We start from the raw sequence: 21,924 nt of genomic DNA, 5'->3' as shown, positions 1-21,924 counted from the left end.
TGGTTCTCCCGAAATCAGTTGGCGCCGGCGGTTTCGATACCGGCCTGCATGTCCGTGATCGCCTGGTCCACGCTCTTCTCACCCTTGATGGCGGCAGACACGTTGTCCTGCACTGCCTTCGATACGGCCGGGTAGAACGGGGTGACGGGGCGCGGAACTGCGTTCTCGATGGATGTCTTCAGTGCGGGAAGGTACGGCATCGCGGCGATCAGTGCGGGATCGTCGTACAGCGACGAGAGCACGGGCGGCAAAGCGCCCTCGGCGATGATGCGCTGGGCCTTCTCGCCCTGCATGAATCGCAGGAAGTCGGCCGCAGTGGCCTTGTTCTCGGAGTACGCGCTGATCGCGGCGTTGTATCCGCCGAGCGTCGAGGTGCCCACTCCGGTGACTCCGGGAAGCGGTGCGACCGCGTACTTGCCGACCACCGCCGAACCTTCTTCTGCGGCGGTGCCGTAGACGTACGGCCAGTTGCGCAGGAACAACGTCTGTCCGTCCTGGAACGCCTGCTGGCTGTCGGACTCCTTGAACGTGGTGTCCTGGGCCGGGATGACGCCGGTCTCGAACGCGGTGACGAGGGTCTGCAGTCCGGCCTTGGCCTCCGGGCTGTTGACGGTGGGGGTCTTGCCGTCCTCGGCGACGATCGAACCGCCGTGCGCGTTGATGATCTCCGACGCGTTGGCCGTCAGACCTTCGTAGGGAGCGAATTGCCCTGCGTAGCAGTCGATGTTGTTGTCCCGGGCGACCTGGCAGTCCTCGGTGAGCTCGGCCCAGGTGGTGGGCGCTTCGGGGAGGAGATCACTGCGGTAGTAGAGCAATCCACCGTTGGTGTTCTTCGGTGCGGCGTACTGCTTGCCGTTGTAGGTCGCGCTCGCGACGGTCGCGGGCAGAACCCCTGCGTTGTCGAGGGCGAATTCGCCCTCGAGCGGCACGAGCCAGCCCTTGGCCGCGAACTCGGCGGTCCAGACGACGTCGAGTGCCATCACGTCGTAGTCGCTCTGCTGTGCCTGGAGCTGCTGAACGAAGTCGTCGTGGGCCTGGTCGGCGTCGGCAGACTGCTCCTTGAAGGTGACCTGCTCTTCGGGGTGGCTGGAGTTCCACTCCGAGATGATCTGCTGGACGACACCGGTTTCGGTGGTGTCCTGGCCCTCGACGTACGTGATAGGTCCACGGCCGTCGGCGTTTTCGGACGCAGCGCCCGAATCGCCGCTCGAACCGCTGTCGCTCGAACATCCGGTGAGCGTCAGCAGCGTGGCTGCTGTTGCAACCACTGCCACCTTCGTGATCAAAGACGCCATGTGTTCTCTCCACTTACTTCTACGCGGTGGTATGCGCCCGGAGATCGGCATGCAGAATCGTGCTGTGATGCTCCCCCGACACATATGTCGAGGGGAACTGTGGCACACAACTCACCGCGCCGGGGTCATTATCGAGTTCCTGAATCGGTCAACCCGGACGTGTCGGAGGTGCCCGGTACCCTTTCGCTCATGAGTTCGGACAAGATGCTGACGCGAATCGGCGGATTGCTGCGCCAGGCGGAGTCCACCGACAACCCCCACGAGGCCGAGGCCTTCATGGAGGCTGCTCAGCGTTTGGCCACGTCGGCATCGGTGGACCTGGCTGTGGCGCGTTCGCACAGCGCATCCCGCGAACGGCAGGCGGCGCCTACCCAGAAGGTCATTCCCATCGGTGAACCGGGCAAGCGTGGGCTCAAGACCTACGTTCAACTGTTCGTCGCCATCGCCCATGCAAACGACGTCCAGTGCGATGTGTCCAGATCGTCGACGCAGGTGTTCGCCTATGGTTTCGACTCCGACATCGAGACCACCGAGGCCCTGTACTCGTCTCTACTGATCCAGATGGTCCGGGCCTCGGATGCGTACATCAAATCCGGTGCCTACAAATCCGAGACGGCCATTCGCACCGTCAGCGAGATCAAGAATCGTCGACGCTACACCCGGCGCGAGGAAGTGCCCGTCGCTGCCGTGACGGCACGGTTGAACTTCCAGACCGCATTCGCAGCACGAATCGGTCAGCGACTGGGCGAGGTGAAGAAAGACACCGAGGCCAAAGCGATCGCTCAGGAACAGCAGGGTGCCGGTACCGCATTGGTGTTGCGTAACAAGGAGGTCGAGCTGCGCGACTACTATCGGCAGACCTCGACTGCGCGAGGACACTGGCGGGGCCAGAGCGCGAACGCCGGGTACTCCGAGGGTGCCCGCAAGGCCGGAGATCGAGCGGGACGAAACGCGAAAATCGGCGCGCATGCCGAACTCGACAGCGCAAGCAGACAGCTGGGTCGCTGATCAAGTCGAGGTCGACGTCGCCGTGAACACCGGCCATCCGATTTCCGTGCGCCACAGCGTCGAATGCGCGGTATCGCGCGGACCGACGACATAGACCTCACGTACCGGCCCCGCGATCGCCAGGCCATTCGTCTCGACGTACACCCCGAGAGCGCCGTACGTAACGTCGATGTCGTCGTGCGGCCCATGATGGACCGTCACTGCAAGTTCATTGGGCTGCAACGTCATCGGACGAATTCGACCGACGGACGGGCTCACTGAAGTGGGAACGTACACGGTCATGACCCCGCGACCTTCTGTGAACAGCTCGTTGTCGTAGAGCCCGCCCGGTGGTCCGGTGGTCTCGGAAACCGCTGCGTCGATCTCGGCCATCGCTTCGGAGTACCAATCCAGCACATCGGACGCGTCGATCACCTCGGAAATTGCTGCGACCGAACACTGTTCGTCGAGTATGCGTTGGACCTCGATAGTGGGCGGAGTCGGATCCAACAACCGGCGCAGTGCCGTCACCGCTGATCGCGTGTCGTCCAACTGCCGCTCGAGTCGGCCGAGATGTTCGGTGATCAGTCGGGCTCGGGCGTCGGGATCCGGTGTGGTGACGATCGCCCGCACCTCACGCTCGGGCATCTGCATACTGCGGAACCGACTGATGATCTGCGCCGTCGCCACCTGATGCGTGTCGTAGTACCGATAGCCGGAGAAATCGTCGACGGTCGCAGGTTCGAGCAGCCCCGACTCGTGATAGCGCCGGAGTGTCTTCACGGACAGGTGCGTGATCCGGGAGAACTCGCCGATCGTCAGCAATCCGTTCATGTCGATATTGTGACCCCTCCCCCTGGGGGAGAGTGGACTCTCCCTGTGGGGGAGGGGTGAGGCTCGGTTCATGAACGAATCACAGATCATCGACCGCTACTTCGAGCTCGCGACACTGGCGGACTCCGAGCCCTACTTCGCCCAGTTCACACCCGACGCTGTTGTGGAGGACGAAGGCGTCGAGTACCACGGCATCGACGAGATTCGACGCTGGCGAACCGAGGTGCCGCAGGTGCACTACGCCGTACTCTCCACGGTGGAATTCGGCGCAGGCCGCACCACCACCGCAGAGATCTCGGGTGACTTTCCCGGGAGCCCGGTGAACCTGTCGTACTACTTCGAGATCACCCAGGACGGGCGGATCTCGGTGCTGCGGATCAGGGTGTAGCCGGGGCCGCCGCAAACGCGCGCGCGTTTGCGGCGCCGGTGACCACTAGAACCAACTCAGTCGAGGCGAGCGAGCACCACGCGAAGGCCGACGACACTGGCAATGGGGAACAGCGCAGCGACCAGCCAGGGGATAGCCGCACCCCAACCGGTGTCGGGGGAGGCATCGATCACCGCACCGAGTGCGATCGATCCGATCAGTACCCCTATGCCACCGAGCGAGGCCATGAATCCGTAGTACGAGCCCAGTCGACGTTCGGCAGCCATGCGCGGCACCAGGTCCCGGGCCTGGGGCATGGCAATCATCTGCCCCAGAGCGAGAAGCAACACGAACAGTGCCGCCGGGACCAGACCCACCCATCCGTGCAGTTCGAGCGGCGCAGCAACGGCTACGAGAACGAAAGACACTGCCATGACGGCAAATCCGATCGGCAGCGTGAGACGCGGTGCCGTACCCGCGACGCGTCGGGTGATCGGCAGCTGCGCCGAAACCACGAATACCGCCGAGATCGCGAAGAACCACCCCACTACCGTCTGCGATCCCCAGGCTCGCTCCACCTCGAGGGGCAGCAGCAGATACAGCTGGTTGTAGGCCACCAGTTGCGCGCTCATCGCCACCGCGAACAGCACAAAAGTTCTGTTGCGCACCACATCGGTCCAGCCCGAGAGCCACGGATCGTCGCGATGCTCGCCGCGCTCGCGCGGCAACCACCGCACGTGGGCTGCGATGACCAGAACGAAAATTCCTGCGGCGACGAGGCACGCGACGCGGAAGTCGGCAAACAACAACAACGATCCGACGAGCGGGCCGGTGAACGAGCCGATCTGGCTACACACCGACATGAGCGCGAACGTCTCCACCCGAGAAACCGAGCCACTGCGCTCGCTCTTGCCCGCCTCGATTGCGACTGCGGATTCGACTGCGGGAGAGAACAATGCCGCCGCAAATCCAACCAGTACCGTGGCGATCAGCACGGAAGGCAGCGAATCGGCGAAGGCCAGGCCCACAAACCCCACCACCCGCAACACACAGCCGACGAGAACGACCGGCTTGATGCCCCACCGATCGGCGAGGGTGCCACCGACGAAGAACAGTCCTTGCTGCGAGAAGGTTCTGATTCCGAGCACGACACCGACGAGCGCCGCCCCGAGTCCCAGATCGGCCGTCAGATGCACCGACAGATACGGCAACACCATGAAAAAGCCGATGTTGAAGGTCATCTGGGTGAGTACGAGCAGTCGGACGGTAGGGGTGGCCCGCCGTAGGTCGACGAGAAACGACCACCGCCATCGCGTCGGCGACGTGTCGGTCCTCGAACTCATGTAACGCGCCCTCCTGCATCGACTGTCTCGACGACGCTACCGGTCGACCTCACCCGACCCGACGTGGCCGCGGCGAGAGATACAGCGAGAACGGCGAGGGCGATCAACGACGCCAACGGAGCTGCTGCCACCCACGGCGCCCGCTCGACCGCTGCGACTCCGTCGGACAGGATCAATCCCCAGTCTGCCGTCGGCGGTTGCGGTCCGAGACCGAGAAATCCGAGTGCGGCCAGGGCCAGAGCGACTCCGGGCAGACGAATCATGGCGTGCCGCAGCACTACCGGAACCACGGTGGGCACTACGGACCCGAACAGAATTCGTGCGTTTCCTGCTCCGAGCGTGGGCAGGATGGAGATGTACGGCCGAGCGCGAGTTTCCTCGACGAGCGCGGCGGTGTGCGCCGCAAGCGGAGCCCACGTGACGATCAGGACTGCGACGGCCGCTCCGCCCGCGCTCGGACCCCAGATCGCCGCGACCAGAATTCCGGTGACCACCGGCGGTGCCGCGTTGGTCACCTCGACCAGGCCCCTCGACGCGCGCGGGACGAGGCCCAACAGCACCCCGACCACCAGCGCCGCGAGAGTGACGGCCAGCGAGAGTCCGATAGACCGCAGTGCACCGTCGGCGACCCGGGCCAACAGATCTCGTCCGGACGCGTCCGTGCCGAACGGGTAGGCAAAGGACGGAGCCCCGAACTTCTCCCGCGTGGTTGCCTGCCCATCGCGTGGAAGACCAACGATCACCATCACTGCGAGGGCGGATGCCGCAGCGATCGGCACCAACCACCTTCGCGGTGACGGATGAAAGACACCGAACGGGATAGGCATCGCCTTCTCGTGCAATGCGCTGCCGAGGAGCAGCCGTCGGGCAAGTTCTGCCGCGATACCAAGGACAGCGCTGACCGCCAGCAGGAGCAGAATGTCGATCTGCAGCGCAGGTAGGTCCTGAGACTGCGCATCACCGAGGGTGGTGCGACCCAATCCCGGTATGGCGAACACCTTTTCGACAGCCACCGCGCCGCCCGTCATGGCGACCATGACCAAACCTATCTGCGGAGCGATACCCGGAAGTGCGCGGCGGAGCACCGCGCCGGCGATCTGCGGCCCGGAGAACCCGGCGACCGTCCACGTGATGACCCAGCCCTCGGTGAAGGTGACGGCAACCGCGTCGGCGAGCAATCGTCCGATCAGCCCGCCCGCGGGCAGCCCGAGTGCGAGTGCGGGCAGCACTGCGTACTCGGGGCCGTTCCAGCCGTACGCCGGAAAGGACAGCCACACGGCTCCGAGAAGAACGAGCCCCGACGCGAGCAGGAACTCCGGTAGCGATGTCAACGCTGCGGCGACGCCACCCCCGGTGCGCTTCGGGCTGCCGCGCACACCTGCTCGTACACTGGGCAACACGACGAGAGCCGCCGTGACGACTGCTACCACCATCGCGAAGACCATGAGTGTGAGCGAGACCGTCAAGGCATCGAGGGCACCGGGCAGTACCGGTCGGCCTGTGTTCCAGGATGTTCCGGGATTGCCCGACGCGATGCCGGTGAGCCAGTCCCAGAACATTCGCAGCGGCCCGGCGTCGAGTCCCAGATCGCGGCGAATGGCCTCCAAGGCCTCGGGGGTTGCTTCCTGCTCGGCCGAGCGGGCCCGCAGAATGCTCAGTGCCGGATCGCGATCGGACAACCAAGGCAGCATTCCGACGACGAGAACGACGCCGGTGATCGCGATCAGTCGTGAGGCGGTTGTTCTCACGGCTTACTCGAAGGTGGTGTGGTTGGTGATGAGCGTGCGCTCGCGCGGATCGCGAGCGACGTCGGTGATGCCTTCGGATTCGCCCTGAACCACGCGTTCGTGCAGCATCGGCACCGCCGCATCCTTCTCCAGGATCAGCTTCTCGGCGTCGAGGATGGCGGCGCGGCGGTCGTCTCCGGGTTCGGCGGCAGAGGCGTTTGCCAGCGCGGAGTCGACCTGCGGGTCACAGAACTGCGAGATGTTGAACGATCCCTCACAGGCGAAGTCGGAGTACAGATAGGCCACCGGATCGCCGGAATCGAGCACCGTGGCGCGGGAGAGGACGAAGGCATCGAATGTGCCACTGAGCGCGTCGGTTTCGATGAACTGGTATTCGCGCACCACCTGGTTCACGACGAAGCCCTTGGCCTCGAGCTCCTGCTGCAGCAAAACCGCCACCTCGGGGAGCTCGGCGCGATCGGTGAACGTGGCGAGAGTGATCGTCTTGCCAGCGGCGTCGCCCACCGGGGTCTCGGTGCGGCTGGGACGATCCGCGGCCCACGGGAGCGCTGGTCCGAGCAGTCCGTTCGCGGAGTCGGCGCGGCCCTCGTAGACCTGCTCGACCAGACGATCCTTGTCCACCGACTCCCGTGCGGCAGCGCGCATTGCCGGATCGGCGAACACCCCGCGGGCCGTATTGAGGTAGAGGGTGTTGGTACGCGGCATCGGCACCTCGTGCACCAGTGCCTGGTCGATGTTGGCGGCCTGGGACACCGGAATCGCCTCCACCACATCGGCGGTACCGTTACGTAGCGCGGCCGCGCGGGCCGTACCGTCGGGCACGAAGTCGACGTCGATGCCGGAGAGCTTCGCGTTCTCACCCCAGTAGTTCTCGTTGCGGTCGAGGGTGGCACTCGACGTGCCGTCCACGGCAGTCAATACGAACGGCCCGGTGCCGGTACCGATGGGATTGCTGCCACCGGCGGAATAGGCCTCGGGCGCAAGGATTGCGAGCTGTGGACTCGAGAGTCGTTGTGGCACCAGCGGATCGACGTCCTCGGTGGCAACCTCGACGGTGTCGTCGTCGGTGTCGGTCACCGTCAGCTCGACGCCGTCGAGGATGCGCGGCTTCGGCGCGGCCGTTGTAGCGGCGGTCAGGGCGGTGACGACGGCGGCGGAGTCCAGAGGCACACCGTTGTGGAACTTCACGTCGGGTCGAATGTCGAAACTCCAGGTGCGCTCGTCGACGCGGTTCCAGGCAGTGGCCAAACCGGGCTGAGCATCACCGAGATCGTCGAGGTTGACGAGGGTTTCGGCGGTGGACCAGCGCGAGAGCTTGAAGGCATCGTCGCTGAACTGCGACAGGCCCGAGCGTGGCGGCTGCAGCATCGCCACACGGGCGCGGTTCTCGGCATCCCCGGACGCGGACCCGGATGCGAAGCAGCCAGTGAGCGTGAGTGCGCCCACGCACGCGAGAGTGCCGATTCGGAACATGTTGGTGATCAATGATTCTCCTGTGATGGTCATGCAAGCCGGGGTACGGCGTCGATCAGGTCTCGGGTACAGGGGTGCTGCGGTGCGGTGAGAATGTCTCGTACACTGCCGGTTTCGATGATCCGGCCGTCGTGCATCACAGATACTTCGCTGCAGAGTCGAGTGACCGCCGACAGGTCGTGGCTCACGATCAGCACTGCGCTCGGCAGTCCGGCCAGGACTGCGAGGACCTGCTCACGCAGATCAGGGTCCAATCCGCTGACCGGCTCGTCCGCCAACAGGTATTGCGGTTCGCATGCCACCGCACGCGCAATGGCGACGCGTTGATTCTGCCCACCGGACAGTTCCGTCGGTCGGCGCTGCAGATAACGCTCGTCCAGCCCGACGGCAGCGAGTGCGGCACCTGCCTTGGCTCGATGATCCCCGTCGATGCCGAGGAGTCGCAGCGGTGTCGCGACCAGATCGAGCACGCTGCGTCGAGGATCGAGGCTGGTTGCCGGGTCCTGCGGCACGTATTGCACGCGCTGCCGAAACCATCGGAGCGAGCGGACGGAACCGGGACGGACCGTGCGCCCATCCAGTTCGATGGTTCCTTCAGAGGGCGTATCCAACGCCAACAACATGCGCAGCACAGTGGTTTTGCCCGAACCGGATTCGCCGACCAGGGCGATACGACCGGCCGGTGGTAGCGCACACGAGACAGCGTCCAGTGCGGTGCGAGACGATCCGTGCCGAACGTAGGTGTGCGTGATGTCCGTGGCCACCAAGCCCACGGTCATGGCACGACCAGCTGACGAAATGGGTCCGCGGCACGAGCTCGATCGAGCATGCGCACGACGAGATTCGTCCTTGGACTGTCGAGAATTGCTGCTGTGGAACCAGATTCGACGATGCGGCCTGAATCAAGGACCATCAGATGGTCGCACAGCTGCGCGGCGACGGCGATGTCGTGAGTGATCAGCAGCAGCGACGGCACCTCACGAAGGGCGTCGAGCACCCGAGCCTGACCGATCACGTCGAGGGCCGTCGTCGGTTCGTCTGCGATCACCAGTGGGCTCTTACGCGCCAATGCGACTGCGATACAGACGCGTTGACGTTGGCCACCGGACAGCTCGAGCGGGTGCGAGGCCAGTATGCGCCGTGCATCACGCAGACCCACGCGCTCGAGCAGTTCGGCGGAGTCGGACGTGCGCAATTGTTTGCCGACGGTGACCATCGGGTTGAGGGCGGTGGCCGAATCCTGAAAGACCATCGCCGGGCGGGCGGCGGGGGGCCGCCGGGGTGTCGGAACTCCGGTGACGTTGTGGCCGTCGACGACAATCCTGCCGCTGCAGGTGATGCCCGGCGGCAGCGCTCCGACCAACGCCGAGGCGATCAGCGACTTTCCCGATCCCGATGCGCCGAGTAGACCCAGGCGTCGACCGTCGGGGATCTCGAAGGACACGTGCTGGGCGATGCGGGTGCGTCCGGCATCGATGCAGAGGTCATCGACGACGAGCACGGAATCTCCTGAACGCTGGTACTGGGAACGACTTCGACAATCGTTGTCGATAGACGACACTAGGCGAGGCGAGCGGGCGACACAAATTAGGCTGAACGGGTGAGCAGGGCGAGGGACGCGCAGCGGTCCGCGGTGTACGACGCCGAGCAATTGGTACGCACCATGTTCGATCGCGCCGAGGAGCGTGAGATTCGCGTCGTGCAGGTGATGGGCTCGCAGATCACGCTGCCGGTCGAGCGAAAGTTCGCGTCGCTGAAATCCGTGCAGACATACATCGACGCGGTGCTGGCGCTGGATTGGGTCGCGACCACGTGGCCCGGCGCCAGTCGTGTGATCACCGTCCGAGCACGTTCGGGCTCGGGTGCCGCACACTACGAACCGGACACTGCCACCATCGCCGTTCCCTTGCATCACGGCAACAGAGCGTGGGCGCTGCGGGAACTGGTGGTTCTGCACGAGCTCGCGCACCACTTCGCAGACGAGAACGAGCAGCAACACGGAGGCGCATTCGTCGATCGCTACATCACCCTCGTCGGCGAGATCATCGGTTCCGAGGCCGGGTTCGTGCTGCGGGCGATGATGGCCGAGAGCGGCGTCCGCATCGGCTAGGCGCATTCGGGTGCATCATGGGAGACGCAGCCCACACGACGAGGAGACCTACATGACCGTCAAGATCGGTGTTCAGCTTCAGCCCCAGCACGCTCCCGATTACCAACTCATCCGCGACGCGGTGTTGCGGTCGGAGGACGCGGGCGTCGACATCGTCTTCAACTGGGATCACTTCTACCCGCTGTACGGCGATCTCGACGGCGCTCATTTCGAGTGCTGGACGATGCTGGGTGCCTGGGCCGAGCAGACGTCGAACGTCGAAATCGGTGCCCTCGTCACCGGCGGTGGCTACCGCAACCCCGACCTGCTGGCCGACATGGCGCGCACCGTCGACCACATCAGCGGCGGCCGCTTGATCCTCGGCATCGGTGCCGGATGGAACGAGAAGGACTACGAGAACTTCGGTTACGAGTTCGGCACGGCCGGTTCGCGGCTGGCACTGCTGAAGGAGAGCCTGGCCAGAATTCGACACCGGCTCGACGTCGGCAACCCGGCGCCCACCCGCGACATCCCGATCCTGATCGGCGGTGGTGGCGAGAAGAAGACGCTGAAGATGGTGGCCGAGTACGCGCACATCTGGCACAGCTTTGCCGACCTCGAAGCGTTGAAGCGCAAGTCGGAGATCCTCGCCGAGCACGGCACCACCGTCGGACGCGACGTCTCGGGCATCACTCGGTCGGTCTCGTGGCCGGGCGCGGACACCGCTGCGGACTTCGTCGACGCTGGAGCAACGTTGTTCACCGTGGGTGTCAACGGACCCGATTACGACCTGGCCGAGCTGGGCCAAGCGATCGCGTGGCGGGACTCGCACAAGTAGAGACACGTCACGTCAGTTCGCTGAGCGAAACCCTTGCGCGACGGCCGTTTGGGTGAGTGGGCCCTGGTCCGCTTAGGGTTTTGTCCATGGTTGCCGTACGCGCTTCACGCGCGCTCGTGGTTCTCGTTCTCGGACTGTTGATGGCTCTCACGCTCGCGGCATGTGGCACGTCATCCTCCAACGATCAGGCGGCCGCAGGTCCTACCGACCTGTGTGCCCCTCCCGGTGTCGACAGTGCGTCGTCGACGCCGACGAACTTCGATGCCGCGGCCGCTGCCGCGACGGAGGACAAGTACACGACAGCGAACGTCACCCCGCTGGACAGGATCGATACGGGATCGCTCGGGTTGGCGACGCCGGGCGTCCTCACTGTCGGCACCTTGTCCGACGCCCCGCCGAGCATCTGCCTGGACTCGGCCGGCCAATACACCGGGTACGACAACGAGCTGTTGAAGGCCGTCGCCGAGAAACTCGGCCTGCAGATCAACTTCTCGGGCACCGAGTTCTCGGGCCTGCTCGCACAGGTTGCAGGCCGACGCTTCGACGTCGGCTCGTCCTCGATCACGACGACGGACGAGCGCCGGAACACCGTCGGGTTCACCAACGGTTACGACTTCGGGTACTTCTCCCTCGTGGCCACCGCGGGCGGTCCGATCACCAAGTTCGAGGATCTGAACCCGGGCACCAGGATCGGCGTTGTGCAGGGCACCGTGCAGGACGACTACGTGGTGAACACGCTCGGCCTCGATCCGGTGAAGTTCCCCGATTACAACACCGCCTACGCGAACCTCAAGACCGGCCAGATCGACGCCTGGGTCGCCCCGTCACAGCAGGCCGAGGGCTTGGTCAAACCCGAGGACGGCACCGCGATCACGCAGAACACGTTCTCGCTGAACAACTTCGTCGGCTGGGCCGTCGCCCGCGACAATCAACCGTTGATCGACGCGCTGAACTCCGGCCTCGACGCGGTGATCGCCGACGGTACGTGGGCCACCCTCTACTCCGACTGGGTCCCGCGCGAACTGCCCGACGGCTTCGAGCCGGGTAGCAAGGCCGCCCCACAGCCGGAGCTACCCGACTTCGCGGCCATCGCAGCTCAGAACGATGCGAACGCTCCCGAAGCCGTTGCTGTTCAACCCAAATCCACGCTGGCGCAGCTGGGGGATACCTTCTTCGATTGGTCGCTGTACAAGTCGGCCATCCCCGACCTGTTCAAGGTGGGTCTGCCGAACACGCTGATTCTGGCGTTGGCGTCGGGCATCATCGGTACGGTCCTGGGCATGCTGCTGGCCTTGGCCGGCTTGTCGCGCACGCGTTGGCTGCGGTGGCCCGCTCGCGTGTACACCGACATCTTCCGTGGTTTGCCCGCGGTGGTCATCATTCTGATCATCGGACTCGGTATCGGCCCGGTGGTGCAGGGTCTGACCGGGGGCAATCCGTATTGGCTCGGCGCTGCGGCACTCTCGCTGCTCGCTGCGGCGTACATCGGCGAGATCTTCCGGTCCGGCATCCAGAGCGTCGAGGCCGGGCAGATGGAAGCGGCTCGGGCACTGGGCTTCAGCCGTCGTCGCTCGATGAATCTGGTGGTCGTCCCACAGGGCGTCCGTCGCGTCCTGCCGGCTCTGATGAATCAGTTCATCTCCCTGATCAAGGACTCGTCGCTGATCTACTTCCTGGGACTGCTCGCCACCCAGCGTGAGCTGTTCGCCGTCGGCCGAGATCTCAACGCGCAGACCGGAAACCTGTCCCCGCTCGTCGCCGCCGGATTGTTCTACCTGGTGCTGACCGTGCCGCTCACCCATCTCGTGAACTACATCGACAAGCGATTGCGCACCGGTAAGGCCGAGCAGACGCTCGACCCGGTGGAGCAGGCCGTCGTCGTGGAAAGAGGCTGACATGACTTCTGTTTCGCTCGCAGGTAAGGACATTCACCTGTCGTTCGGCACCAACAAGGTGCTTCGAGGGGTGAGCATCGACGTTCCGGCCGGCACGACGACGACTGTGATCGGCCCGTCCGGATCAGGAAAATCCACGTTGCTGCGCGCCCTCAACCGACTGCACGAGCCGGAGCAGGGCGATATTCTGCTCGACGGCAAGTCGGTTCTGAAGGACGATCCCGACAAGCTGCGCCAGCGTATCGGCATGGTGTTCCAGCAGTTCAACCTGTTTCCGCACAAGACCGTTGCCGACAACATTGCGCTCGGCCCCCAGAAGTTGCTCGGCCTATCCAAGGAGGCCGCCCGCGCGGCGGCGATGGATCAACTCGAACTGGTGGGCCTGACCAAAAAGGCGGACTCGCGTCCGGGCAATCTCTCCGGCGGACAGCAGCAGCGCGTCGCCATTGCCCGCGCTCTGGCGATGAAGCCCGAGGTGATGTTCTTCGACGAGGCCACCTCCGCCCTCGATCCCGAGTTGGTCAAGGGAGTGCTGGCATTGATGGCCGACCTCGCCAAGGGCGGCATGACCATGGTGGTGGTGACCCACGAAATGGGCTTCGCGCGATCGGTCTCGAACAAGGTGCTGTTCATGGATCACGGCAGCGCCGTCGAAACCGGAACTCCGGAGCAGCTGTTCGACGATCCGCACACCGACCGACTGAAGACGTTCCTCTCGCAGGTTCTATAACACGTTAGGGCAGCCTCGTTATCCGCGACTTCACCTGAACGTTCCTTTACTTTCGCTTTTGGGTGACAGCGTGCCGTGACATGAAGCCACTACCCTTGTTCGCCGTTCACGACGGAAGCTCCAAGCGCTCATCTCTGACGTGCAAGTACAAGTGCGGTGATGCCTGCTTCCACGAGATTCCCAACACGTCGAAGGGCGAGTACTTCGGCGACATCGTCAAGACCGCGATGTCGCGGCGTGGCGTCATCAAGGGCGGAGCGATGGCAGTGCTCGCCGTGGGCGCGGGTAGTGCCCTGGCTGCGTGTTCCACCGACGAACCGGCCGCCACGGGAAGTTCCGAAACCTCGGGTGCAGATTCGACGCCGGTCGACGGTGTGGACTTCACTGCGGTGGAGCCCAATACCGAGGACGCCGTCGTCGTGCCCGAGGGCTACGAACAAGGCGTCGTCATCCGCTGGGGTGACGCGGTCGTGGCAGGCGCACCGGCGTTCGACTTCGACAACCAGAGCGCCGCCGCGCAGGAGAAGCAGTTCGGCTTCAACAACGACTTCGCCGGCCTGCTGCCGATCGAGGGCACTCCGAACGCGCACCTGCTGGTGGTCAACCACGAGTACAGCACCGAGCCGGCAATGTTCAAGGGCTACGACGCGGAGAACCCCACCCGAGAGCAGTTCGACGTCGCTCTTGCCGCACACGGACTTTCGGTGGTGCAGGTACAGGGCGAGTCGGGGACCGGCAAGCTCACCCCAGCAATGGGGCAGTACAACCGCCGCATCACCGGCACCACCGAATTCGTCGTCACCGGCCCCGCCGCGGGCAGCAACTTCCTGAAGACGAGCGTCGACCCCACCGGCACCAAGGTGTTCGGCACGTTCAACAACTGCTCGGGCGGCCTGACGCCGTGGGGAACCGTGCTCTCCGGTGAGGAGAACTTCAATCAGTACTTCGGCAACGCCGAGTCGGTCACCGATCCTGTTGTAGCGCAGCGGCTCTCGCGCTACGGAGTCGAGGGTGCCGCGAGCGACCGCAAGTGGGAGCGCTTCGACAAGCGCTTCGACCTGGCGCAGGAGCCCAACGAGGTCAACCGCTTCGGATACATCGTCGAGGTCAACCCGTGGGATCCGCAGTCGGCCCCGATCAAGCACACCGCGCTCGGCCGGTTCAAGCACGAAGCCGCAACGATCCACGTTACCGACGACGGCACCGTGGTGGCGTACAGCGGCGACGACGAGCGCTTCGACTACATGTACAAGTTCGTCTCCAGTCGAAAGATGATGCCCGGCACCGGCCAGGCGGCGATGCGCAACAACCTGACTCTGCTCGATGCGGGCACGCTGTACGTCGCCACCCTCACCGGCGATACTCCCGACGAGATCGACGGCTCGGGCAGCCTGCCGTCCAACGGTGAATTCCGCGGCACCGGAACATGGATCCCGCTGCTCCAGACCGGCGAGGACGGCCGGGGCACGTCCCTCGTCGACGGTATGTCGGCCGAGGAGGTCGCAGTGTTCACCCGTCAGGCCGGCGACAAGGTGGGCGCAACCAAGATGGACCGTCCCGAGGACTTCGAGCCCAACCCGGTGACGGGCAAGGTTTACGTTGCGCTGACGAACAACTCCAACCGCGGCACGGAAGGCAAGGCTGCGGCGGACGAGGCCAACCCCCGCAACACGAACAAGAACGGTCAGGTGCTCGAGCTCGACGACGACCACGCCGGCACGTCCTTCACCTGGAACCTCCTGCTGGTCTGCGGTGACCCGAACGAGGCCGACACCTACTTCGGCGGTTTCGACAAGAGCCAGGTCAGCCCCATCTCGTGCCCCGACAACCTCGCGTTCGACGCCAAGGGCAACCTGTGGGTCTCCACCGACGGCAACGCACTCGACTCCAACGACGGCCTGTTCGCGGTAGTGCTCGACGGACCGCGCCGCGGCGAGACCCGGCAGTTCCTGACGGTTCCCGCGGGCGGCGAGACCTGCGGTCCGATCGTCACCGACGAGCGTGTCATGGTGTGCGTACAGCACCCGGGCGAGAGCGACGACGCCACCGCCGACGCGCCGATCTCGCATTGGCCCGACGGCGGCGATACCCAGCCGCGGCCGTCCGTCGTCGCGGTCTGGAAGTCTGCGTAACCGCCACGTTCTTGCAATGAACCGAAGGCACCCTTGGTCGATGACAGTCGACCAAGGGTGCCTTCGTTGGCGGTCCTTCACTGCAGATGCGCCCGAAGCCAATCCATTGCACCGGTGACCGCATCACGCGATTCGTCGGTGTGGTCGAGCATGTCGAATCCGTGTCTTCCGTTCGGCACGTCGATGATCTCGATACGTCAACGCGATGCATCTCAACCACGTCGGGGGATCCCGCAACCACGTGGCGGCGAGTAGCCCGCTCCCTGAGAAGAACCACAGCGCAATCCGATTCGGGTCCACTCCCGGAAGCATTCGGATCTGTTCGAGCCCAGTGACGATCTCGTCGGCCGCCGCCGAACACTCGGCCAGCGACGCCATATGATGCTCGACGACAATTCCGACGAAACCCGATGCTGCAGCGGTGGATCCATAGCCGACGAACACCGGCTGGTCCCTGGGTCGCCACTCGACTCCCGGCGGACGGGGCCCACCGTGGACGAATACGACAGCGGACCGAAGGAGATGTTCCCCTTCCGCGCGATACACGTCGAACGACTCGTGGCGCTCGCGTATCGCATCGGGTGTATCGAGCACGAACGGCTGCGGTTCCATTTACTTGCCTCCGTCGATACTGCTTCGAAAGTGCTCGATTGCCCAATGGGCCCAGTCGGCCAGTGCGTCGTCGGTCCGAATTCCGTACTCGGCGGCGAGTTGGCCGAAGCCCGAGGGGCCATCGGGGATCTGATCTCGGTGTGGTTGCCGGGCTCGGCGAAGCGCCGCCGCCTCCGTCTCCGCGTGCTCGATGATTCGCGTCAACAAGACGATGGCGTCCTCGGGCCCCAGCGCCGAGAGCAGAAACAGTCGGAGCACATTCTCGTTACGCACCACTGCCGGGCGAATCGGCGCGTCGACCAGCCACGTTCTGAGTTCGTCCCGCCCTGCATCGGTGATCGCATAGGTCCGCCTGCCCCGAGCTCCACGCTCGATCACCTCGACGGAGCCCATGGCGTCGAGTCGGTTCAGCTCCGGGTAGATGCTGGTATGGCCGGCTGTCCAGGCGTGCTTGCCGATGCCGTCTGCACCCAGGGCTTCGGTCAGGTCGTAACCACTGCGCGACTCGATCGCGAGCAAACCGAGAAGAGCGTGCGGAAGTGACATAGGAATATATTAGATTCCAGTGTCGACATGTCAATAGTGACATGTGGGAGGCTATCGGCGCACGGCGGTGATCAGATCCTCGACGAACGCTGCGATCACGGCGTTGGCGTTCCCGGGGTTCGTCACCACCGACACTGTTCGGGTCGGTGCGTCGATCACGTCGATCATCCTCAGTCTCGGGAAGATCGAGGCCAACGACGTCGGTAGCAGAGTCACACCCAACCCGGCCTCGGTGAGTTGCCCGATAAGTTCGGCCGAGTCGGCCTCGAGGATGCGCCCACGCGTCACCGAGGATCGGACGAAGGCGTGGTCGGACTGTAATCTGGCCTCGCTTCCTGCGGGCCTGTCGATCATCGTCACCTCGGAGAGTTCGGCCAACCGGACCGACTCGCGCAGCGCCCATGGATGCTCGGCTGCGACGAACAGGGCATGCGGCTCGGTCCACAGGGCTGTCGAAGTCAATCCTGGATTCGGGCGGCCGGGCGCGAGTCCGATGATGCCGACGTCGAGGTCCCCACCGGCGATGCCGTCGAGAATCTCGGCACTCGCGCGCGGAAGCAACGTCACCGTCGTGTTCGGATAGCGCCGCGAGACCCGGCCGATGATCGCAACGACGTCGACGCGGGCGAGCGGCTCGATCATCCCGATGCGTAGTCGTCTGGTGGAGGTGGTGGGATCGGGGGCAACGTCGGCGACCAACCGGGACACCGCACCGAGCACGCTGTAGGCGCGCTCGAGAAATGTCTGCCCGACCGCGGTGACGTTGACACTCCGGCTGGTACGCGCGAAGAGTTCGACTCCCAGCTCCTTTTCGAGATCGCGAATCTGGCTGCTCAGGGCCGACTGGGCAACCCGCAGCCGCATGGCAGCCCGACCGAAGTGCTGCTCTTCTGCCACGGCGACTGCGTAGCGAATGTGTCGTAGTTCCACGGGATTCGATTCTATCTGCTGAACAGATCGATCATGCGGAGCGTTCTATTGGACAGCACGATCGCAACCGTGGATTCTGGTTACGTGAACACAGCAACTACCTCACGCACCGGCGTGAGCACACCGGTCGTCGCACTGATGGCCGTCGCCACCGGACTCTCGGCAGGCGGCAATTACCTCAACCAGCCCCTGCTCGACCTCATAGCCTCCGAGTTCGGCGTCTCGGAATCTGCCGCGGCGGCCTCGGTGACCGTCGCGCAGATCTCCTACGCACTCGGCCTGCTGCTGATCGTTCCCCTCGGTGATGTCGTCGACCGCCGAAAGTTGAGCGTCGGACTGATGATCCTTGCGGCAACCGGTCAGGCGATCACCGGCTTCGCACCGGGTCTGTCGTGGCTGTTGGTCGGCACAGCAATCGCCGGATTGTTCTAGGTCGCTGCGCAGGTCATCGTCCCGTTCGCCGCGTCGATGGCACACCCCGAGCAATCAGGGCGCATCGTCGGCGTCGTGATGGGTGGGTTGCTGACCGGCATTCTGCTGGCGCGCAGCATCTCGGGACTGTTGTCCGCGGTCACCGGTTGGCAGGGTGTCTATCGCCTCGCCGCCGTGCTCATGCTGATCTCGGCCGCTGGACTGTGGCGGGTACTGCCGTCTAGAACCGCCACCGCAGACGTCTCCTACGGCTCGGCTCTGCTGTCGATGGGTCGGTTGGTGCGCACCCATCCGCGGCTGCGAACGAGAGCCTTGCTGGGCGGCCTCTCGTTCGCATCGGTGAGCACCGTGTTCGCGAGCATGACGCTGCTGTTGTCCGGTGACCGATTCGGGTTCAATGCCGCACAGATCGGCCTGATCGGATTGACCGGTGTGGCGGGGGCCCTGATGGCGTCCGTTGCAGGCAGGCTCGCAGACCGCGGCCTGGTGCAATGGGCCAGCGGTACCAGCGCAGTGTTGCTCATCGCGGTGTGGCCACTGTTCGCCCTGGGAGGGCACTACTGGATTGTCTTCGTCATTGCGTTCGTGTTCGTCGACCTGGCGTTGCAAGGCGTGCACGTGAGCAATCAGAACATCGTCTACGCCCTCGAACCGCCTGCCCGTGCCCGTATCAACTCCGTCTACATGACGACGTATTTCGTGGGCGCATCGGTCGGATCCGCCGTGGGCACGCTGGCGTGGGGACACTTCGGGTGGACTGGCGTCTGCCTCGCGGGAGCAGGCTTCGCCGTCCTCGCGCTGCTGGTGTGGTTGCGAGACGTCCAGGTCGACAACTGCACCAGATCGCACCCATGGTGAACAGTCACTAATGCGTTCTGTCCACAGACGTGGTTGAGTCGTCGGTAATGAGACGTGGGTAACACTCACGCTGCCGAGGGCGACATACCCAGAGTCGGCACGAACAAACCCAATGGAAACACGAACTACATCTCTTGGCTCGGAGGCGCACCCATGACTGTCGTGAACGATCTCTCGCACTTGGCTCTCACGGAACTCGACCCGTCCGATTACGCGGTGCCGACCATCGCACCGATCCGCAGCGCAGGACACCTCGATCCCGTGTTCTGCATCCACCCCCTGGTGGGGCTCGTCGATTGCTATGCAGGTCTGGCCACTCACGTCGACGACGCCCGGCCCATCTACGGCGTCCAGGTACCGACGTCCGGTGAACGCTCCGAGTCCCTCGCGGCCCTGGCAGCGTCGTACGCCGGCGACATCGTTCGCGTCCAGCCCGCCGGTGCCGTCCACCTTCTGGGGATGTCGTTCGGCGGAGTTCTCGCCCACGCCATTGCCGTCGAACTACAGAGCCGCGGCGTCACCGTGGGCGCATTGACGCTGCTCGACAGCGACCCCGTCCGGGCCCGCGCCGAGGGAGCGGATCTGCTCGCATCCATGGGCGACGAAGTCGATCGCAGTCACGTCGAAGAATTGCTGGCCGTCGCCTCGCACAACGACGAGCTCGTTCAGCGGCACCTGCCCGGCATCTACTTCGGCGACATCCTCGCCGTCTCGTCCGTGGGAACCGACTCCGGTTCCGCCTGGCATCCCTTCGTGTGCGGCACCGTCGCCAAGTACCTCGTGCCCGACGCCACCTCGTTCGACGTCGTCGGCCCGTTGGTGGACAGCTACCTCAGCTGAATCGCGCTAACCCAGCCAGTCCAGCACGGCCGCGGCCGTCCAGGATTGCTGCATGCTGCCGAGCGGCTTGCCGGTGAACGGCTCGTAGTATTCGGCGAAGCTACCGTCGCTGGCCTGCCGCAATCCCTCGTCCCGCAGGGACAGGGACCGCTCGGACCAACCGCGGCGCGCGAACGCCCACGAGAACAACCACGTCATCACCGGCCACACCGGCCCACGCCAATATTCACGGGCGCGGAAGTCCTTCGACACCGGCGACGTCGATGGCGGGACGGCGTACCGCAGATCCGGATGGCCGCAGAATCGTGTGCCCTCGAAGATCCGAAGCAGGTTGCGCTCCTGCTCGCGTGGCAGGCCGCCGCACAGCAACGGCGCGAACATCGCGATGGTCTCGGTGCCGATCCACTGGCCGGTGCGCAGATCGAAGTCACGAGCTCCACCGGAGCGCGCATCCGTCGTTGCGACGACGCCCTTGCGGAACTTCTCGGCCCACGAGCGCAACTCACGAACATCGGAGTGCGGACGCGAATGGTCCTCCCCGATGGTGGCGAGCACGTCGCATGCCACCGCGAAGATCGCGCTGACGAACACGTCCTCGACAGCAAAGCTCATTTTGGTCTTCAACGCGTCGTCGTCGTACCCGACCTGCTTCATCTCCTCCACCAACCAGATGTAGCGGTCGTACTCGAGGTTGCTGGGCCGCTGAGAGGCATCGGTGATGACCGCCTTGTCCTCCCTGAAGTATGGATCCATCACTCCAGGAACAACATTGGCGTACGCCGAATCCCAGCGCGGAGAGTTGTCCATGCCCGACTCCCAACCGTGGAACAACGCGATGCGTCCGTTGTCGTCGACGTCGCGAGCCTGCGCGAGCCAACGATGCCACCGCACCAGATCGCCCCAGCGTCGATCGAGAAACTCCTCGGCGACGGCGCGCGTGGTTCGCCCGTGCCGTTTGGAGTGATCGAGGATGCGCTGCACGGCTATCGCATGCACCGGTGGTTGGGTGATGCCCGAGGTCTGTGGGTTCATCGGCGCGTGCGGGGCGAGGGTTCCGGTGGCCCACCGCGCCGGGCCGGGAAAGTAACCGTCGACTCCGTTGGCGAACACGATGTGCGGGATCATCCCGTTCGTCCACTGCGCCGAAAGCAGAGTGTCCATTTCCACCACGGCCCGCTCGACGCTCAACGGTGCCAATCCGACGGAAACGAACGCCGCGTCCCAGCTCCACATGTGCGGGTACAGGCGCGGGGCGGCGCTGGTCATGGTGCCCAGGTCGTTACCCCTGAGCAGATATGCCGCGCGTGCCGCCAACTGCGTGGAAGTGAAACCTCGATCGCCCATGCAGACAGTTTGCGTCCATCCGCGCAATTCCGCTCGTTTGGATTGCGGACCGAATGCGTCCGCGATCGGACCTAGTGTGAGATTCATCAGCCACCAGGAGGACAAGATGACCACCGAAAGCACCGACATCGTGAAGATGCTCGCCGAACAGCGCGCCAACTTTCTCATCACCGTTCGCGGAATCACCGACGAGCAGGCACGCACCCGAACGACCGCCAGCGAGCTGACCCTGGGCGGGCTGCTGCACCACGTTGTCAGCAACGAACGGCACTGGATGACGGTGATCGCGGACCTGGACGAGACGTCCGAATTCGACATGGCCAGCGCCGGCAGCGAGTACGTGATGGCCGACGACGAGACCGTCCCCGGTCTGATCGCGGAATGGGAACAGGTAGCGCGTTCTACCACCGACGCCCTCGCGACGTTGGATCTGAACCTCTCCGTCCCGGTCCCGACGGCACCCTGGGCACCTGAACGAATCTGGCAGACTGCACGATTCACAGTGCTGCACATCCTGCGCGAGATCTCGCAGCACGCCGGCCACGCGGACATCGTTCGCGAAGAACTCGACGGTGCGAACACCACCCAGACCTGGGCCTCCGAGGCGGGGATGAGCTTTTAGCCAACCTGG

The 21,924-nt window shown here is 64.6% G+C and carries 20 protein-coding genes and 1 pseudogene; 10 read left to right on the top strand and 11 right to left on the bottom strand.

What is annotated here, in order from left to right; translation table 11 throughout:
- Nucleotides 1–14: 14 nt before the first annotated feature.
- On the bottom strand, nt 15–1,295 hold the full coding sequence (locus QM797_RS03080; RefSeq protein WP_283273663.1) for an ABC transporter substrate-binding protein: 1,281 nt from the start codon (nt 1,293–1,295) through the stop codon (nt 15–17).
- Nucleotides 1,296–1,484: 189 nt separating this feature from the next.
- Between QM797_RS03080 and QM797_RS03075 the strand changes: the two genes are divergently transcribed.
- Nucleotides 1,485–2,303, top strand: coding sequence for a DUF2786 domain-containing protein (locus QM797_RS03075; RefSeq protein ID WP_283273662.1), 819 nt, complete (start codon nt 1,485–1,487; stop codon nt 2,301–2,303).
- On the opposite strand, the gene QM797_RS03070 is transcribed toward QM797_RS03075, so the two are convergent.
- A complete protein-coding gene (locus QM797_RS03070) occupies nt 2,304–3,116 on the bottom strand; it encodes a MerR family transcriptional regulator (RefSeq protein WP_283273661.1) in 813 nt (270 codons plus the stop codon). It lies immediately after the preceding gene.
- Between the two features lie 70 nt (nt 3,117–3,186).
- Here QM797_RS03070 and QM797_RS03065 point away from each other — a divergent pair, with 70 nt between their 5' ends.
- Nucleotides 3,187–3,504, top strand: a complete 318-nt coding sequence (locus QM797_RS03065) for a nuclear transport factor 2 family protein (protein ID WP_283273660.1) — start codon at nt 3,187–3,189, stop codon at nt 3,502–3,504.
- Between the two features lie 56 nt (nt 3,505–3,560).
- Here the strand turns inward: QM797_RS03065 and QM797_RS03060 are convergent, their stop codons facing one another.
- The 5 genes from QM797_RS03060 to QM797_RS03040 are packed head-to-tail and all read right to left on the bottom strand — an operon-like array spanning nt 3,561 to nt 9,548.
- On the bottom strand, nt 3,561–4,826 hold the full coding sequence (locus tag QM797_RS03060; RefSeq protein ID WP_283273659.1) for an MDR family MFS transporter: 1,266 nt from the start codon (nt 4,824–4,826) through the stop codon (nt 3,561–3,563).
- The gene (locus QM797_RS03055) at nt 4,823–6,574 is read right to left on the bottom strand and encodes an ABC transporter permease subunit (RefSeq protein WP_283273658.1); all 1,752 of its coding nucleotides are present in this window, start codon (nt 6,572–6,574) and stop codon (nt 4,823–4,825) included. The genes QM797_RS03060 and QM797_RS03055 overlap by 4 nt, the downstream gene beginning before the upstream one ends.
- Nucleotides 6,575–6,577: 3 nt before the next feature.
- A complete protein-coding gene (locus tag QM797_RS03050) occupies nt 6,578–8,080 on the bottom strand; it encodes an ABC transporter substrate-binding protein (protein WP_283273657.1) in 1,503 nt (500 codons plus the stop codon).
- Entirely contained in the window at nt 8,077–8,826 is a 750-nt protein-coding gene (locus QM797_RS03045) for an ABC transporter ATP-binding protein (protein WP_283273656.1), read from the bottom strand. Before QM797_RS03045 ends, QM797_RS03050 begins: the two co-directional genes overlap by 4 nt.
- Nucleotides 8,823–9,548 carry an ATP-binding cassette domain-containing protein gene (locus QM797_RS03040; RefSeq protein ID WP_283273655.1) on the bottom strand — a complete coding sequence of 242 codons (726 nt, stop codon included), beginning with the start codon at nt 9,546–9,548 and terminating at the stop codon, nt 8,823–8,825. Before QM797_RS03040 ends, QM797_RS03045 begins: the two co-directional genes overlap by 4 nt.
- 99 nt (nt 9,549–9,647) lie before the next feature.
- Between QM797_RS03040 and QM797_RS03035 the strand changes: the two genes are divergently transcribed.
- The 5 genes from QM797_RS03035 to QM797_RS03015 all read left to right on the top strand — a co-directional run bounded on the left by QM797_RS03035 (nt 9,648) and on the right by QM797_RS03015 (nt 15,731).
- Entirely contained in the window at nt 9,648–10,157 is a 510-nt protein-coding gene (locus QM797_RS03035) for a TIGR04338 family metallohydrolase (protein ID WP_283273654.1), read from the top strand.
- 52 nt (nt 10,158–10,209) lie between these two features.
- On the top strand, nt 10,210–10,974 hold the full coding sequence (locus QM797_RS03030) for an LLM class F420-dependent oxidoreductase (RefSeq protein WP_283273653.1): 765 nt from the start codon (nt 10,210–10,212) through the stop codon (nt 10,972–10,974).
- A gap of 86 nt (nt 10,975–11,060) precedes the next feature.
- Nucleotides 11,061–12,869, top strand: coding sequence for an ABC transporter substrate-binding protein/permease (locus QM797_RS03025; RefSeq protein ID WP_283273651.1), 1,809 nt, complete (start codon nt 11,061–11,063; stop codon nt 12,867–12,869).
- A gap of 1 nt (nt 12,870) precedes the next feature.
- Nucleotides 12,871–13,599 (top strand): amino acid ABC transporter ATP-binding protein, encoded by a 729-nt coding sequence (locus tag QM797_RS03020; protein ID WP_283273650.1) that lies wholly within the window; start codon nt 12,871–12,873, stop codon nt 13,597–13,599.
- An 80-nt stretch (nt 13,600–13,679) separates the two neighbouring features.
- Nucleotides 13,680–15,731, top strand: coding sequence for a PhoX family protein (locus tag QM797_RS03015; protein ID WP_283273649.1), 2,052 nt, complete (start codon nt 13,680–13,682; stop codon nt 15,729–15,731).
- Nucleotides 15,732–15,854: 123 nt separating this feature from the next.
- On the opposite strand, the gene QM797_RS03010 is transcribed toward QM797_RS03015, so the two are convergent.
- From QM797_RS03010 to QM797_RS03000, 3 genes are read right to left on the bottom strand one after another with little or no spacing between them, the layout of a single operon-like run.
- Entirely contained in the window at nt 15,855–16,343 is a 489-nt protein-coding gene (locus QM797_RS03010; RefSeq protein ID WP_283273648.1) for an alpha/beta hydrolase family protein, read from the bottom strand.
- Complete coding sequence (locus tag QM797_RS03005; RefSeq protein ID WP_283273647.1) at nt 16,344–16,889, bottom strand: PadR family transcriptional regulator; 546 nt, start codon at nt 16,887–16,889, stop codon at nt 16,344–16,346.
- A gap of 51 nt (nt 16,890–16,940) precedes the next feature.
- Nucleotides 16,941–17,819, bottom strand: coding sequence for a LysR family transcriptional regulator (locus QM797_RS03000; RefSeq protein WP_283273646.1), 879 nt, complete (start codon nt 17,817–17,819; stop codon nt 16,941–16,943).
- A 33-nt stretch (nt 17,820–17,852) separates the two neighbouring features.
- On the opposite strand from QM797_RS03000, the pseudogene QM797_RS02995 reads away from it, so the two are divergent.
- Nucleotides 17,853–19,109: pseudogene (locus QM797_RS02995) on the top strand (MFS transporter).
- Between the two features lie 153 nt (nt 19,110–19,262).
- Nucleotides 19,263–19,949, top strand: coding sequence for a thioesterase domain-containing protein (locus tag QM797_RS02990; protein ID WP_283273644.1), 687 nt, complete (start codon nt 19,263–19,265; stop codon nt 19,947–19,949).
- A gap of 6 nt (nt 19,950–19,955) precedes the next feature.
- Here the strand turns inward: QM797_RS02990 and ggh are convergent, their stop codons facing one another.
- Complete coding sequence (ggh, locus tag QM797_RS02985) at nt 19,956–21,293, bottom strand: glucosylglycerate hydrolase (RefSeq protein ID WP_283273643.1); 1,338 nt, start codon at nt 21,291–21,293, stop codon at nt 19,956–19,958.
- 106 nt (nt 21,294–21,399) lie between these two features.
- On the opposite strand from ggh, the gene QM797_RS02980 reads away from it, so the two are divergent.
- Nucleotides 21,400–21,915: a DinB family protein gene (locus QM797_RS02980; protein WP_283273642.1), complete on the top strand. Its 516-nt coding sequence runs from the start codon at nt 21,400–21,402 to the stop codon at nt 21,913–21,915.
- The last annotated feature ends 9 nt before the right edge of the window (nt 21,916–21,924 follow it).

Source organism: Rhodococcus sp. IEGM 1381, from assembly GCF_030056795.1.
In the GTDB taxonomy this organism is placed as follows: Bacteria; Actinomycetota; Actinomycetes; order Mycobacteriales; family Mycobacteriaceae; genus Rhodococcoides.
The sequence above is the reverse complement of the archived record's forward strand: the minus strand, read 5'-3'. Positions and strand labels throughout refer to the sequence as shown.